This window comes from Sphingobacterium endophyticum, from assembly GCF_009733535.1.
Taxonomy (GTDB): domain Bacteria; phylum Bacteroidota; class Bacteroidia; order Sphingobacteriales; family Sphingobacteriaceae; genus Sphingobacterium; species Sphingobacterium endophyticum.
Window position 1 is genome coordinate 1 of record NZ_SMMI01000009.1, and the last position, 15,014, is coordinate 15,014.

The 15,014-nt window shown below is 43.6% G+C and carries 13 protein-coding genes; 5 read left to right on the forward strand and 8 right to left on the reverse strand.

Translation table 11 applies throughout. From position 1 onward, the window contains the following. Nucleotides 1–247: 247 nt before the first annotated feature. Together E0Y80_RS20770 and E0Y80_RS20775 are read left to right on the forward strand one after the other, a co-directional pair. The gene (locus tag E0Y80_RS20770) at nucleotides 248–652 is read left to right on the forward strand and encodes an NAD-dependent epimerase/dehydratase family protein (protein ID WP_231596037.1); all 405 of its coding nucleotides are present in this window, start codon (nucleotides 248–250) and stop codon (nucleotides 650–652) included. Next, on the forward strand, nucleotides 643–975 hold the full coding sequence (locus E0Y80_RS20775; RefSeq protein ID WP_231596038.1) for a Rossmann-fold NAD(P)-binding domain-containing protein: 333 nt from the start codon (nucleotides 643–645) through the stop codon (nucleotides 973–975). Before E0Y80_RS20770 ends, E0Y80_RS20775 begins: the two co-directional genes overlap by 10 nt. A 405-nt stretch (nucleotides 976–1,380) precedes the next feature. Here the strand turns inward: E0Y80_RS20775 and E0Y80_RS12225 are convergent, their stop codons facing one another. After that, complete coding sequence (locus E0Y80_RS12225) at nucleotides 1,381–1,608, reverse strand: hypothetical protein (RefSeq protein ID WP_156307960.1); 228 nt, start codon at nucleotides 1,606–1,608, stop codon at nucleotides 1,381–1,383. Between the two features lie 277 nt (nucleotides 1,609–1,885). On the opposite strand from E0Y80_RS12225, the gene E0Y80_RS12230 reads away from it, so the two are divergent. Next, entirely contained in the window at nucleotides 1,886–2,800 is a 915-nt protein-coding gene (locus tag E0Y80_RS12230; RefSeq protein ID WP_156307961.1) for a hypothetical protein, read from the forward strand. After that, entirely contained in the window at nucleotides 2,757–3,605 is an 849-nt protein-coding gene (locus tag E0Y80_RS12235) for a peptidase associated/transthyretin-like domain-containing protein (RefSeq protein ID WP_156307962.1), read from the forward strand. Before E0Y80_RS12230 ends, E0Y80_RS12235 begins: the two co-directional genes overlap by 44 nt. Before the next feature lie 347 nt (nucleotides 3,606–3,952). Here E0Y80_RS12235 and E0Y80_RS12240 read toward each other — a convergent pair whose 3' ends face one another. The 5 genes from E0Y80_RS12240 to E0Y80_RS12260 all read right to left on the reverse strand — a co-directional run bounded on the left by E0Y80_RS12240 (nucleotide 3,953) and on the right by E0Y80_RS12260 (nucleotide 10,249). Further along, entirely contained in the window at nucleotides 3,953–5,791 is a 1,839-nt protein-coding gene (locus tag E0Y80_RS12240) for an ATP-binding protein (protein WP_156307963.1), read from the reverse strand. A gap of 697 nt (nucleotides 5,792–6,488) precedes the next feature. Further along, complete coding sequence (locus E0Y80_RS12245; protein ID WP_156307964.1) at nucleotides 6,489–7,439, reverse strand: hypothetical protein; 951 nt, start codon at nucleotides 7,437–7,439, stop codon at nucleotides 6,489–6,491. 29 nt (nucleotides 7,440–7,468) lie between these two features. Further along, nucleotides 7,469–8,164 (reverse strand): phosphatase PAP2 family protein, encoded by a 696-nt coding sequence (locus E0Y80_RS12250; RefSeq protein ID WP_156307965.1) that lies wholly within the window; start codon nucleotides 8,162–8,164, stop codon nucleotides 7,469–7,471. 119 nt (nucleotides 8,165–8,283) lie between these two features. Next, nucleotides 8,284–9,576, reverse strand: a complete 1,293-nt coding sequence (locus tag E0Y80_RS12255) for a sensor histidine kinase (protein ID WP_231596039.1) — start codon at nucleotides 9,574–9,576, stop codon at nucleotides 8,284–8,286. After that, on the reverse strand, nucleotides 9,557–10,249 hold the full coding sequence (locus E0Y80_RS12260; protein WP_156307967.1) for a response regulator transcription factor: 693 nt from the start codon (nucleotides 10,247–10,249) through the stop codon (nucleotides 9,557–9,559). The genes E0Y80_RS12255 and E0Y80_RS12260 overlap by 20 nt, the downstream gene beginning before the upstream one ends. A 255-nt stretch (nucleotides 10,250–10,504) precedes the next feature. Here E0Y80_RS12260 and E0Y80_RS12265 point away from each other — a divergent pair, with 255 nt between their 5' ends. Further along, nucleotides 10,505–11,341 (forward strand): PepSY-like domain-containing protein, encoded by an 837-nt coding sequence (locus E0Y80_RS12265; protein WP_156307968.1) that lies wholly within the window; start codon nucleotides 10,505–10,507, stop codon nucleotides 11,339–11,341. Between the two features lie 361 nt (nucleotides 11,342–11,702). Here E0Y80_RS12265 and E0Y80_RS12270 read toward each other — a convergent pair whose 3' ends face one another. Then, a complete protein-coding gene (locus E0Y80_RS12270) occupies nucleotides 11,703–13,022 on the reverse strand; it encodes an erythromycin esterase family protein (protein WP_156307969.1) in 1,320 nt (439 codons plus the stop codon). Between the two features lie 225 nt (nucleotides 13,023–13,247). After that, nucleotides 13,248–14,348 (reverse strand): hypothetical protein, encoded by a 1,101-nt coding sequence (locus E0Y80_RS12275; protein ID WP_156307970.1) that lies wholly within the window; start codon nucleotides 14,346–14,348, stop codon nucleotides 13,248–13,250. Nucleotides 14,349–15,014 lie beyond the last annotated feature (666 nt).

The following is a 15,014-nucleotide window of genomic DNA, read 5'->3' on the forward strand; positions in this document are numbered from 1 at the left end:
TAAGACCATAGTAAAAACGCAGGTTTGCAACCAATGATTACAATCTTGGAGTTTTTCAACACCCGCAGGTATTAACAATGGGGTCTGCAGTGTAATCTTCAGCAATTTTTAACGAATCTAATTGATGAAAGATTGTATAAAACGGACTTAGCTGCATCAATTAACAAATTAGAAGCAAAGACTGACCTTCATAACAAATTAAAATAGAACTTTACAACAAAGCCCTCTAATGTTGTAATCACAATCTTTGAAGGAAGGTGGATTGAGCGACCTAAGTAACTTATCCTTTTACGAAGTAGACCTCACCAGCGATAACGGATGGTTAGAAGCAATGCAAGGTATAAAATATGTATTGCACGTAGCGTCTCCATTTCCGGCTCAAAACCCTAGCGATGAAAATGAACTCATTATTCCTGCCGGGGGCGGAGCCTTTCGTGTATTGAAAGCCGCAAACAATGCCGGTGTACAAAGTGTCGTGCTTACTTCTTCGTTTGCGGCTGTTGGTTACAGCATCAATCCTAAAGGCCATATTTTTACCGAAGACGATTGGACTGATTCCAACGCTCCGCTTCCCGCCTATATCAAATCTAAAACTGGGGCAGAGAAGGCAGCCTGGGATTATATAGAAAATGAGGGAATGGTTTGGAATTAACGGTAATCAATCCGGTAGGAATTTTTGGACCTGTAAGGGGTGGCATTAGATCTGCCTCGCTGGATATTGCCGTTACGGGAATTTTGAATGGAACTACAAACAAAAGCACCGAATTTACAATGGGTGTTGTCGACGTGCGGGATGTGGCTGCTATTCATATTCTGGCACACCCCAATGCTGCGGGCGAACGCTTCATTGCTAGTGCAGATGGGGTTAGGAGCTTTTATGATGTTGCAGAAATGTTTAGAAAGGAAAGACCTGAACAGGCCAATAATATTGAAGCGTTGTACATCCAGCCGTTTCGGATAATATCGGCAACGTAGGTATAGGAATCGAAAATTTGTCCGTACTAGGTTAAAGAAAGGAAATAACCAAGGCTTTCACCCTCTTGAGGACTAAGTACATCAATTAGATGATTTCTAGAGTTTTTGTTGAGTAATAGCACTTTGTTTGAAAAAGTGTTTTAAAGATTTTTAACAAACTTTCTGGATAGACATACTCTTTTCCTAACATATTTAGTGTTAATATTACCTCATTACCAAGAATTCCTTGTAGGATTTTCATCGCAAATGAGCAGGTATATGGTGTCCGGTTTGTTACAATAGGGGTAGGCCGCTAACCTCCTGTTGCTGTTCTCCAGTCCTTGATCAGGTCCGAAGAGGCTGATTTAGCTGGCATTCAGCACCCCTTCGAGCAGAGATAGGAACAGTCGCATCAATCCGTGCGGATTAATAATTCCCTTTCTCCCTTCGGAATTTTTCCAGGGCCAATCTCATCAGCTCGGGCCATTCATTTAGGGTGTCCCGGATGTACTGTTCACCATGTCCTTCATCCATCAATTCTTCCATTCTCCTTGCCTGATTGTTCACATGTTTCAGGTAGGTTCTTTTCGGTTCATCCTTCCTAATGTATACTTGACTATCTTTTTTTCCGCCGGTTTCCCTTTTCTTTTTCATGCTCCTAATACAAATATAAAATCGAATTGTTTGCCGATCGTGGAAAGGTTCCTAATTACCGATCCATTCATTCGTCCCAAATACATTCAGATATCTGCAGAATAAGGTGAGGTCAGAGTATCTTGGTATTGCACCATATGTCATGGAACTGGGTAAAATATCTTTTTGAACGGTTTGGCTCAATCAGGGTAAGTTGCTTACCTGTTTTTCCTAAGGTCTATATTTTTAAGGTAAGTGGGTATAGGAAGTGTCTGTAAACGGTTTCTACTTTTCACCCTTGAAAAGCGTTATATTTGTAGCATATTATATGCATTGGTGGCTTCCCCGTAAAAGATGTTTTGGGGGTAAAACCAAAGATTGCGGAGGTAGTAGGGAAGTTTCTATAGGAATCGGTCAAAATGGAATGAAGGTTTATATACATACGGCATTAATTGCCTTTCTTTCGACAGGCATAATTTCATGCGGACAGCAAATTGGTAAGGATTCGGTTGAACGATACCCAGGGACAGGTGAGGCCAGATCGGCCATCGAACATATCGAGGATAGGAATCATTCGGAGCCAATCCCCATCCATCTGGAGATCGAAAGGATCGCCGAAGCGGATTTCTATGAAGCATGCCAACAGGCAGGGGCTAGGATACCTGTAGAGAAGGTTATTGACCATGAGTTGGTTAGGGAGAAATTGAAGGGAGTCGTAGAGTTCAGAAAAATGGAAGGATACCTTGGTATTGAAGGCATCAGGTTTCGTAACGGGACATCGACAGATGGCAGATATCCTTTGGATGAGTGTTCCTTTGTTGCCTATTTTCCAAAGGATGACGTTCTTCTGCTCGAAGGAGGACATTCTACGGATGTCAGCTTCGATCTGGAGACCGGAGTGGAAACCCACGAGGTAGGCAATCCGGACCTGGCAACCACATCCCCCAACGGATTGTACAGACTGACTAAAATCTATGAAGGGCAGGAATGCTTTTACCATTTTATCCAGAAGGGAAAGAACGGCAAATTTAAGAAGGCCATTGAACTGAACGAGTCCTTTGAAAGTAGGACGGGTAAATGGCTGTGCGTAACAGAGAAGGAATTCTGGTCCGATGACCATACGCTCTATTTTGGGCTGGTGACCCGGTACTCGGAGGAGGGGAACGAATATGAGTTCTACAGAGTACACATTAACAACAGCAATAACACATAAATTCCTGCAAGTGAGAAATGTTATTTATTACCTGATAGTGCTCGTCTTCGTTTCCTGCAAATCCGCCAATAATTATTATCAAGGGAAGGTTCAAGACCAGAACGGCAATCCGCTTGAAGGGGTGTCCGTATTTGAAGAAGGGAGTAAGGACATTAGGGGCACCTATTCCGACAGCTCCGGATATTTTAAACTCAAGCGTAGTCCAGATTGGCTGGGAAATCTGGTCTTTATAAAAGAAGGATATCTTTCGGACACGGTACCTTCTGTCCGAAGTCTGGCCGGAGAACGGGTAAGATTCTATTTTATAGAGGACGATACTACCGTCGTCAGGTTGAAAATTGCATCAGAGGATCTCCATATTTGGCTTCCCCTCAGGAATTTTCCGATAGAGGACAGCACCAATTTCGAAAATTCTGAAAGATTCGGAATGCGCAACAGTGAATTTCTGAGGACGATCAATTTTGACGCGAGACGAAAAGATGCAACAAATTTCAGATTCAACTATAGGATTCCTTTCTCCGAAATCTTCGCTTCAATTGTCATCACCTATCAATGTGGGGAAAACGAACTGTTCACAACTTTGGTGACGCTGAACAAGGAAAACAAGATAATCGACAGATTGACGATAGCCTATGATGAAGTGGCAGAATCGGCATTCAGGAAAACCAGCAGAATTGATAAAAGAAAAATCGTCGTTACCTCCAGCAATTGGATGAGTGGTGAGCCCATTATAGAAACTGAAACTTTCATAGTAGAAAAAAGCGGAAAGTTCAGGAAAGTGCAAGGGGACGAAATTCGGGAATGATATGGATTTATCCCAGCCGACCCTGTACAGTTTTGGAAAGAATAATTGGATGGGCATTGTATCCTATTGGGATATCGGAGATGTTTACTCCAAAAGCTGGACAAAGGCGCAAATATGAAAAATTCGGGCAAATTTTGCACGCAGGAGACAATTTTTAAACAGTTTGAATTTACTATTTGTAATAGGGCATGTTCCGTCCTATTTTGCAATTGGCACAAACTACTGATTTCGCTGAGAGACTATCCCTATATTGAAGGATGGGCAAAGGGTCAAGTAGGAAAATTCCTTCGAAACATCAGCCCACTTCAGTACCGAACTTCGGCAGAACGAAAACCCATGGCTTGAGGCTACAGGTGATAGTTTGGTAACCGAACATAAAATGTCGTTCCACTATCGCGGTTGTTTTTAAACCACATCTCACCGCCGTAGCCCTCAACGATCAGCCTGCAAATTGCCAGCCCCATGCCAAAGGATTCCTCACCGTCGGTTCCGGATGTACCTCTTTTGTACATATCGAATATAGCGTCCGAAAATTCTTCGGGGATGCCCTGTCCTTTATCCTTGATGGTTACAAGGACGTGCGATCCGGCCCTTCGGGCGACGACCTCGACCTCTGATCCGAAAGGTGCGAATTTTATGGCATTGGTTATCAGGTTGCTGAAAACCCTCCACAGCTGTTCGTTTTGGGCAGGAATGAACAGTCCTTTTTCGGAGTCTAAGATAATTTTCTGTTCCTTGGACATCGCTTTGGCTTGGAGCATCTGGATGCAATAAGTCAGGAGTTCACCGATGTCAATGGGTTCTTTTGGTAGTCCCTCGCTCCTGAACTGCTGATGAAGTAGGTTGTCCACGAGTTGGAGTGCGTTGTCCACTGAAGTCTTCATCATTCGCAGGACTGTCCTGTCCTGGTCGTTCCTACCGCCGGTAGCCTGCATAACTTCAAGTGCGGTTGCGATCCCGCCGAGGGGGTTCCTCAGGTCATGGGCAACGAATCCTATGATGTCCGTATTTGTCTGATTGCTCTTCTCCAGGGCATTCAGTGCATTTTTTAAATTCTTGTTATTCAGCTTTCCTTTCTTTAGGCTCCTGAGGATGAGGAGCGTGAAGATACCAGAGAGCAGAAGTGCCAAAATGGACAATCCGGAAATCACAGAGAGGTATCTATAGTTGGAATTAAGGGATTTTATCTGCTCTTCCTTGAGTACGTAGTCAATATAATCTATGTTTCTCCTGGAGGCGAGTTCCTCCATCAGGTCGTTGGCTTCGATCAACTCCCTTGCGTAGAACAGGGTGCGATCCCAGTTTCCGATTTCGGCAGAATGCTCATAGAGCATGCGAGCGAAGAGCCTGTTATAAAAGAGGTATTCATTGTCCTTGGCGATCTTTAGGCCCCTTTCCAGATATTCGGTTCGGGCATTGGGATCTTCACCCCCGACCTGGTCTGCCAGGTCCAGTAACATGTCCATGGAAACATAGAACAGTTGCTTTTCCAGCGCTGAGGTAACCGCATGTTCCAGCAGACGGATTCCTTTTTCTTTTTCGCCCTTAAGGATGAGCCGGTCGGCCACGAGCTGGCTTACTGCCAGGAGGGTACGTTGGTCACCGTACCTTTGGGCTATGGCCTGCGCCTTGTCAATGAACCCTTCGTACTGGCTATCCGTAAATTCTCCAGGATGTGAAAGTAGATAATTGTAGATCAGAAGGGACTTGATCGAGTCGTTTTTAAGCAGTTCCGCGGACTTCAGGGCATGTTCAAATCTTTCAATGGATTCCCCGTCCTTGTCAAGTTCACCGTACACCATTGCGATGTTCATGGTAGCCTGTACCACATTGGAGGAATCTTTGAGCTTCTGGTAATCCACCAAGGCCTTGTTGTAGTATTTAAGGGCCAGGTGAAAATTGCCCTGGATGTCAAAATATACGCCAAAATTGTTATAGGCATCGGCCTTCCCCTTTTGATAGTCGAGCCGATCTGATATTTCCATGGCAGTGCGGGCATAATAGAAGGTGCTGTCGGCATCCCTTTCGTACATCAGCATGGACAGCCTGTTCATAGCATCGACGAGTTGGATGGAGTCCTTGATTTCAGGGAGGTTCCTTTTGATCCGTTCACCTTCCCCTGTCTGAGCGTACGAAAGCCCTAGTGAAACAGCAAGCAATAAAATTGTCATATTTAATTCTTTCATTGAACCGACTTTAGGTCAAATACTTGGTAAATTTTTCCCTAATGCAGAATTGTGGGACTATTTTTTTTTAATGTCTCATGAATCCGAATTGCTATAAATTAGGATTTATTTCGAATATTTCGAAATTCCGATGTGGTAGGACCTATCTTGAGTCAGAGCTAAGTTCATTATATGTTTGGTGATCCAACTCTTCTTTATATCCAGAATTCCCTCTTCGATTCATTAAGGCGAATCAGGGTTGGGCCCTAAGATTATTCCGAATCAGCCCCTATGGTTGTATTCGCTATTCTTCTTTTAAAGACCGAATGAAACCATTCAGGGATAAAGTTGTAGACATTCCTTGTTTGAAATTAACCCTTAAAATCCATCAAAAATATTTACCCTTCCTACCTTTAGGCCATATTTAATGTCAGGGTTTTTCGGAGATTTAAGTTTGTCATAATCCGTCCTGTTTTATACCTATTGAAAGTATACCGGTTAAATCCTGCTTAGCCGAAGAGTTCTGGGGTGGGATGGAGTATTCCCTAACTAGCCTGAGGGTAGGCTTTCTCCTAGCCGATGGGAGGATCGTGTATCCCATTACTACGTATTTGATCTTCAAAAAACTTGTATGGTTAAATCATTACTCGGCATCCTTTATGTTAGCCATATTGAGACCATACCCAACCATAGGAATGGGCAGTGCCAATTCCCTAGCTCAGAGCCCGTCAATTTTCAAGGAAAGGGCCTTTAGATCCTGTTTCATCAAAGTAATGCTCGATTCCAGCTGATCGTACATATCTGCCCGGTTCTCCAATTCCTCCGCGGTATATTCCGCTCCCTTTCCGAAATAGAGAAGCTCCGTTGATTCATTGGATTTGGGATCGATCTGTCCGAGGTTCGTCCATTTCTCAATGATCTCATCCCTGAGGGATTTGTCCTTTCCGATAGAGGGGTCCCTGTAGTTCAGATAGTACCAAACCATGGGTGGGAAGATCTCTGATGTTCGGACATCGGTCCAGACATCCCGAAGGGCATTCCTTTCATGGTGAAAATCAACGGACTCCCTGTTGAAGAGCATTAAAAGTCCCAGAGCAGCCTCTCCGACGCCGCCTACTATGCCTACCGTATTGCTGATACCGTCGTTTTTGATAACCCCTCCTGTCAATATCGTCCCCAGTGCACCCAGTACGATGGCCCCCTTGGTAAACCTGGATTCACGTTCGCCCTGCTTACCGGAAAGATAATTGGCCACCTGGCTGATGCGCTCCTCCTCACAGTCCATTTCTGAGGAAACGGCCGATATTTCTATAGATGCGGAATTGATGCTGTGATCCATATTCTGGCGGATCTCCAGAAGTTCCATACGTGCTTCCAAGCTCGTACTGTCGCCGTTGTTTTTCACCTTAATGTACCTGTCGATGAGATCCAGTATCCCCACGGCATTTGCGACGTTTAGCGTCCTTCTGTCAAGATTATCCTTCAGCTCACCTGAGAGCTCGATTTCATGTAGTGGGAGAGGTAAGTCGGCCACCATATAGCTGTAGAGATTCTGTTGATTGCAGTTACTTTTATCAAGTGCATCCCGAATAGCAGGATCTTTTATCGCTCTGCATGAAACACAGGATGTCAGGGTGAAAAGGATTGCAAAAATAAATCTTGTTTTCATATGTACATTTTCTTGATATTGATTTTAATTCAATAGTTTGCCCTTGACCGGGTCAGGTAACGGTGTGTCCAGTAGCTTGCCTTCATCGAAAGTATTCCTATTGCCGCTCCGACCAGGACATCGCTGATAAAATGTTTATTATTCACGATACGCATTGCCCCAACCCCTGAGGCTGCTCCATAGGCAAGATATGGCATCCACCTGAACCTATGCTGGTACTCCTGGCATAGGAACGTGGCAGCGGCAAAAGCCTGTGCCGTATGACCGGAGGGAAAGGAATGCATATTGGATCCGTCCGGACGCCGCTGCCTTAGGGTGCGCTTCATCAGTTGGGTGATGCCGAACATCGCCATCTCGCCCTTGATCAGTATTAGGGTACGGTTTCCCAGATCCGTTTTCGAGGGATATCCCATAGCATCCAGCCCGTATGCTGCCACAATGGGGGAGAACTGAAGGTAATCATCCACGTAGGTCCTGAATTTTGGAAAATGTTTGTTCCTCTCTTTCATCAGTTGGTTCTTTAGCGATTCGCTATGGTTTCCATTGATAGCCACTCCAGAGTAAATCAGAGCTATCGGAACCGTAAGGTCTTCCATATCGAACCGTTCCTGACGGTGAATAGAGGATGAATCGACCCTAATCGATCCGGGGTCCAGGTGAAGGAGCTGGCCCAAACTGAAACTTGGGAAAAAAAATAGGAATATAATGTGGAGAGGTTTCATCATTTTTTTTACGAAGCTCAATAAAGATTCTGTAGCGAAATTGGATTTTTAATGTATTCATACAATATTCTTCGGAAAAGGGATTTCATATCACTTCCCTTAGGATGGCAGGTGACCTTATACTACCCGGAGCTTTTCAGGTTGGCTATGCGCTTCAGAGTGAATTCATGGCCTTCTGCAAATCTGTATTCCAAGTCGATTGCTGGATAAAGGTCTACGATAGACCTGACGATGGCAAGGCCAAGTCCTGTCGATGAATCTGCCTGCGAATCTTTATAGAACCTTTCATAAATACATCCGGTGTCAAGAGGGGCTTCGCCTGAATTCGAAATGACCAATCGGTCCGAATTGACGTTAATCCTTATCCAGCCAAATTGCCCGCTGTGGAAGATGGCATTCTTCAGAAGGTTGGTTATTAGGATATGTGCCAGATCGGTATCCATACGATCAATGAAACTGCCGGAGTCCTCAATTCCATAGGTAATCCCGCTATACTCTATGATTTCTGAATAATCATCGATTGTTTCATAAAGGATCCTGTTGAAGTCGATTTCTTCAGTCCGTACAAACTGCCCGTTCTCGATCCTGAAAAGGGTGAGTAGTGACTGGTTCAGGCTCTTCATCCTGTTGAGCGTGGCATGGATCCGATCCATCTGCTTAATCAGGTTTTCGTCTATCCCTGGTTCCTCCATCATCAGCTGAAATTTTGATATCGCTATGGCCAATGGCGTCTGAATTTCGTGGGATGCATTTTCAATGAACTGTTTCTGGCGGACATAGACATTTTCATTCTTTTCTGCCATGGCCAAGATACTGTCCTGAAGCTCATCAAGTTCCCGGATATTGGATTCCTGTCTCAGAAATTTCGGACTGATCCCTATTTCATAATTACGGAGATTCAGAATGATCATTTGGAAGGGTTCAAGTGCCTTTCCAAGAATGTTTCTCTTGATCACCAGTATAATTGTTACCAAAAGAATGTAGAGCATCGCTAATGAAGACAGTAGATCCTCAAGGAATTCATCCTCCTCGAGCGTGGAGGTGAATATTTCCAAAAGATACAACTTACCGCCTGAATAAAAACTGGACCGAAGCATCCTCACTGGCTCGTATTCTCCCTCGATAGGGACGTATTGGAAATCGTTGTTAATTGATACTCCTTCCTGTATAGCTCCTTCCGGTTGTTGAGTTATCCGAAGCTGGGAAATACCGAACTCATCAGTCTGGAGCAGCCAACTTTCCCTTTCTGCATTTTCCTTGATCCTTTCCATTCGGTCTTTCAATCCGTCGTCAATGTTATCATATACTTCGTCTATGATCACGAAATAGAAAGTCATGGCCCAAGCAGTTATGGCGACCAGCAGCGATATTGCTAGATAACCAGTAGTATAGTCTCTAATCGATCTCTTCTTCACGGCCTGTAATCTTATATCCGATACCATATACTGCTTGGATATCGATCCTGGCACCTGCCTCGGAGAGTTTTCTTCGAATATTTTTCATTTGGGAATAGAGGAAGTCAAGATTATTCACCTTTTCTGTGATATCGCCCCAAACGTACTCTGAAATTGAGATCTTATTGATGACCCTTCCTTGGTTGACGATGAGATAATACAGGATGTCGAATTCCTTTTTGGTCAAAGCGAGATCTTCACTGCCAACCCTCACCTCCCTTTTCTCCGGATAGATCTTGATATTGTTCCATTTCAGCCACTTCATGCCGTTGTGGTTCCTGCGTCTGATTGCTGAACCGACCCTTGCTGCCATTTCGGCCAGGTGGAATGGCTTTGACATATAATCGTCAGCGCCCTGTTGGAGCCCTATAATCCTGTCGCCAACGGAATTCTTTGCCGAGACGATGATCACGGCCTCACGGGTTTCCCGTTGAACTATTTCCGAGAGCAGGTCCATACCGCTGCCCCCAGGGAGTGTGATATCCAGCAGGATGCAGTCGTATTCATAGGAAATGATCATGTCCAATGCCATTTTATAATCTAAAGCATGGTCAACTATGTAACCGTTTTTGGATAGAGTTTGTATCATGACCTCCAAAAGTTCGGCTTCGTCCTCAACGATCAATATCTTCATAAAGTAAGCTTATAGTCTTATCCGCCAAAAATATGTCTCAATTCTGGATAGAATCTGGAATATATTTTGTTCATAACCGCAGTTTGAATATTGTGTTACAATTCGAAAAGGATCTTTTATTAAAAAAATCTATGCAAACCACTGTTAAACAGTGGTTTGCATAATCTAATGAGCTTTAGCATACGGATATTCCCAAAATTCCAATTTTTCTCCAGAATTGTAATGGAGATTTGATCGGGACAATACAAAAAGAATATGAGGCAACTTTTTAATATTTGCATTTTTGCCCTCTGCCTTTCGCATTCAGGCTGTTCAAAAGATGAAAGCATTGGAGAAAACCATACGGCCAAAAAGAATTTTGATGAAATGTACCCAGGAGCGACCAACATAAAGTGGTCTTCCCGAAGTGGACATGAGGTCGTTAGATTCAATTCGAGCAACAGGGAATTAGAGGCATGGTTCGATCATTCAGGATCTTGGAAACTCACTGAAACGGAAATACCCTTAACGCTACTGCCTTCTGCCGTTGGAGAGGCCTTTGCTCAAGGGGATTATTCCAACTGGGAAATAGAAGATATAGATTATGTCCAACGTAGGGACCACGATCCGATCTATGTACTTGAAGTTGAACTGGGTGAAGAGGAGTTCGACCTCTACTACACCTCTGACGGCACACTGGTGAAGGCATTCCGAGACAGTGATGCCACAAACGACTACCTTCCAAAGGAATTACCGATCGTTGTTTCGACTTATATGGAGGTACACCATCGCGGATTCCGTTTGATTGACGTAGAAATCGAGGACGGACTTTTGGAAATAGAGTTTATTGAGAACAACACCAAGATGGATATCCATTTTGATAATTCTGGAACCTGGCTAAGAACTTCTAGCAAGGTTACTGTGAACGAATTTCCCAAAAATCTTTTTGAAAAACTCAAGGCATCTCAGTATGGAGCTTTCAGAATAGATGATGTGGAATTTGTGGAGACCCCATCTGCATCCTTCTATATCCTTGAACTAGAATCAGGAGAAACGGATTTGGATCTCAGGATCTCCCTCGACGGTCACTTTGAAATAATCTTTGAGGATTAACGGCCCATTAGTATAATAGATTATAGTTTATCGTGTGAAGCCCCGAAATGGGGCTTCTACCTTTTGGAAGTTAGAGGTTGGCGATGGTTTCACAATCTTTCCAAGACTTTCAGCGACCTTGATCCTTAATTAGTTGGAACGCCATTTTATCTTGATTCTGCCCATGGGTTCTTTTCCGATGATAATTCTCGGGAATTTCTAAGGATCCGATTTTACCTGTTTTCCGGTTTATTAAAATAAAATTCCGTAAGGTAAATTTTGTGGCTAATACCTCCTGGAGGTTCTCAAGGTTACTGGATCTGCTTTCCTTAAGAGAGCTAGGTAGGTATACCCTTTGATTGAACCTAGAGAGCTGCTTGGCCTACCTTCCATTGAGATCTACCGTTCGTTCCAGATAGATTATACCGTTGAAAGAGGAGGTATAGTCCATTTTGGCTTCAAAGGTAAGATCCAGCAATCTGCCTGAAAACCATGGAAACCCACTGGGCCGTCCCTGTGTATTGGGTAGGGGAATGAACCTATTTCCGCTCTTCTTGTTCTGCAGAAATCCTTCGAGGGATTCCTTTGCTGATGCAGGTATCTTTGCAACCTTGGTAAAATCCGCATGGAAATAATCCTTTCCGAAGAATGCGGGAGAATAATTTCCACTTCCCGAAGTAATTGCCAGGGAATAGACCCTATCCCCGAATTCCCGAAAGATGTCAGTTCCAAAGTAGGTGAATCCACGGTAGGTGTCGTTCATATACCAGTTTTCGGCAAATTCCTTACTATAGGAAGCATAGGTGTTCACATCAAGGACGTTGTGGTTATTGTGGGACCAGACCAGGATCTTCTGTCCCGGAAATATATACCTGGATAGCAGAATAAAGTTCAGGGCCATGATCGCATCCCTGCTTTTTCCATCGATAAGATGGGCGAAAAGATTCCTGATATTGTTGATCTCGATCATGGATAGATTTCTTTCTTTGGTGTTCAGTGCGCTATAACGCACAGCCTCTTCGATCCTGTCGACCTCAAGGTTGAAGTTCTTGGGGTCTACTGAATCCTTATTTGATCTGAATTCTTCTTTCATCATGTAAGAGAGGTCCTTCGTGAAACGCTTATAACTGTCCGTTTCAATAGTATATCCAATAGTGTCTAGAAGACTTTTCAAGTATGGAACGAGTCTGTCCTTAGAGTATTTCCCCGCATGGCGAACGTCGAACCCACCAATACGGATAGGATTAGGGCCCTTGAGTTCGGATGAGTAATAGTGCCAAAGTTCTTTGCTTACCTCACTTTCCGACCAACAGGTATATATACTTTCCTGGACGAACCTTTCGATCTCCTTGGGATCATCGAGGTCTGAAAGGCCGAACATTATGGAAAAAAGATCTGCCTCGAAAAGGAGAACATCGAATCCCTTTTGCTCATGAAGATATTTTACCAACCGGGTCTTCATCTGTATGGCACCTCCATCTCCGTGGCTGGGTTCACCCAGAAGGACCATATCGGCCTCACCGATCGATTTTCCGATATCTTCCAGGTCCCTGAAATCGGTATCGCCAATTATTAAAGGCTGGATCCCACTACTTCCTGAATAAAGTTGATCCAGGTAAATTTTGGAAAAGTCCGGTGTTGATTGTCCTTTTGCCAGATGCAGATCTGCAAAAAGTATAAGGATTAAAAGAGGAAACTTCATTACATGTTCTTTAATAAATATGCTTATTCGGGCGAAAATAAACTGATTGTTGATGATAACCAAAAAAAACTAGAATTTCCTTCCTGTGGCAGACAATCCGTTGGATATCGGGCACTTTAACTTTTTATCGGTCAATTTGGTGTTTATCCATTGGATTCTCTTTTTTAATGAATCGGAATAATCCGGGCCTGACCTAGCACTAAAGCGCTGGTTTTGGAAACCCTATTAAGGTTTCCTTTCTTCGACAAAGAGACCGGTAGGGGTATAGTGAGTATCACCTTCAGAACTGAAGTATTCCTGTCCGTTTTTCCATATCCACAGGGGTCTATTCTTTTCATTTTTTCTCCATCCGGTTGCAAAGGCATTTCCCTTTAGTACTTTCAGGTCCGAAAGCTCGGCATTGATCGATGGATCGGGATTGATGTTCCAATCCAGCGATCTCGCATTCTTCCAGACCATTGGCTGGTTGTCCACCGTTCCTCCAATCAGTACATTGTTGTGATCGGTCGTTATGGACTGGCCATAATTGACTGGCGATGTTTTTGTTGGCAGTATGTGCTGCTTCCCGTTCTTCCAGTACTGAACGGTCTGTGAGTCCCCTACAAAACCGGAACCGACGACATATATGTCGCTTCCCAGGACAGTGATCTGGTTGGGAACGAGGTTTTCATCGTTCCTGTTCTCCAGCACGGTCGGTATCCCATTCTTCCAGTATTTGCCCTGGGTTCCTATTTCCTCATTTATTTCGTAACCGGCAACATAGGTGTCATTTCCGACCACATGGATGTCATATAGCCTGGCCGTATGTCTACCGTCCGTCAAATCCGTGGCCTTCCCGTTTTTCCAGACACATGCTACCCATTTCCCGCCGGTCTTTATGTACCTTCCAGCAACATAGACATCCGAATTGGATACGAATACAGCCTTAGCTTCCGACCTTATCGCAGAGGTAGGTGTTTCCAACTTTTGTAATTTGCCATTTTTCCAAAGCACGGCAGTCTTTGGGTGGTACTGCCAGGTCAGATCAGAATTTATAAATCCCACTACATAAACATTCCCTTGGGAAACAAAAATATCGCTTGCGGTTGCTGAAACGTTTCCGTCATAGGCGAGCATGTATTCATTTCCGTTCTTATGGAAGAAGGGGCGGTTTACACCATCGACTTTTTTTATTCCTGTCACGTAGACATCGGCTTCTATGGGTTCCGGTAGAGGATCCTCTTTCGAATTCTGATCCTTTTTGCAGGAAGTCAGGAAATAAGCGAAGATACCCGAAAGTATGATTGCAATCAAATGTTGGGTAGCTGGATTTGGTAATCTTTTCATGTCATAGTTAAATTAGGGGCGGCAGATGAAGTCCATGTGATAAAATTAAAGATATTTTAATAGAAGGGAATCAGGAAGAAGCTATGATTTAGCTGTCAATTTCTATTTTTTGTCTACATTTTATATACAATGCCTGTAAATGTGGTCAAGGGAATTTACTTCTAGGTTCTTTTCACAGCTCCGCCTATGGCAGACCTTATTTTATGTCGGGACTTTGAGAATCGACCAAAACTGATTTTGGATTATCGTAAGGTAGATTTGATGGCATAGATTGAGACCTATAAATCGGTTCTGCCTGCCATTTGATTAGTAAACTGAATGTATCGGAAGAACCTTTTTCTTCTAACTGAGGAAAATGAATTGCCGGAAAACGGATTTACGATTTATTTTAAGATGTTGTGACCAAGGTGTCCAGTCGACTTTAGGGAATTCCGTGCAAATGTCTTCTAGAAAGGAAGAGCTACTGAATCCTCCATCTCAAGATTGGGCTCCTCTTAATCGGCAGGCTTGTTTCAATGGTTGATTAAGGTAAGATATGGTAAGGTAAGGCATCATCGTTTCTTTATACGATCTTTTTAACGTAATTTATGATATTAAATCGATTCGGGTCTGGGATTGTAGCTATTCGGTCATAATTTGGAATTTAACTTTTTTCCAATAACATTG

What these genes read in the sequence shown, in the direction of transcription:
- E0Y80_RS12225 (WP_156307960.1), bottom strand. Translation starts at nt 1,608, where the DNA reads ATGAAAAAGAAAAGGGAAACCGGCGGAAAAAAAGATAGTCAAGTATAC.
- E0Y80_RS12270 (WP_156307969.1), bottom strand. Translation starts at nt 13,022, where the DNA reads ATGAAGTTTCCTCTTTTAATCCTTATACTTTTTGCAGATCTGCATCTG.
- E0Y80_RS12275 (WP_156307970.1), bottom strand. Translation starts at nt 14,348, where the DNA reads ATGAAAAGATTACCAAATCCAGCTACCCAACATTTGATTGCAATCATA.
- E0Y80_RS12260 (WP_156307967.1), bottom strand. Translation starts at nt 10,249, where the DNA reads ATGAAGATATTGATCGTTGAGGACGAAGCCGAACTTTTGGAGGTCATG.
- E0Y80_RS12240 (WP_156307963.1), bottom strand. Translation starts at nt 5,791, where the DNA reads ATGAAAGAATTAAATATGACAATTTTATTGCTTGCTGTTTCACTAGGG.
- E0Y80_RS12245 (WP_156307964.1), bottom strand. Translation starts at nt 7,439, where the DNA reads ATGAAAACAAGATTTATTTTTGCAATCCTTTTCACCCTGACATCCTGT.
- E0Y80_RS12250 (WP_156307965.1), bottom strand. Translation starts at nt 8,164, where the DNA reads ATGATGAAACCTCTCCACATTATATTCCTATTTTTTTTCCCAAGTTTC.
- E0Y80_RS12265 (WP_156307968.1), top strand. Translation starts at nt 10,505, where the DNA reads ATGAGGCAACTTTTTAATATTTGCATTTTTGCCCTCTGCCTTTCGCAT.
- E0Y80_RS12235 (WP_156307962.1), top strand. Translation starts at nt 2,757, where the DNA reads ATGAGTTCTACAGAGTACACATTAACAACAGCAATAACACATAAATTC.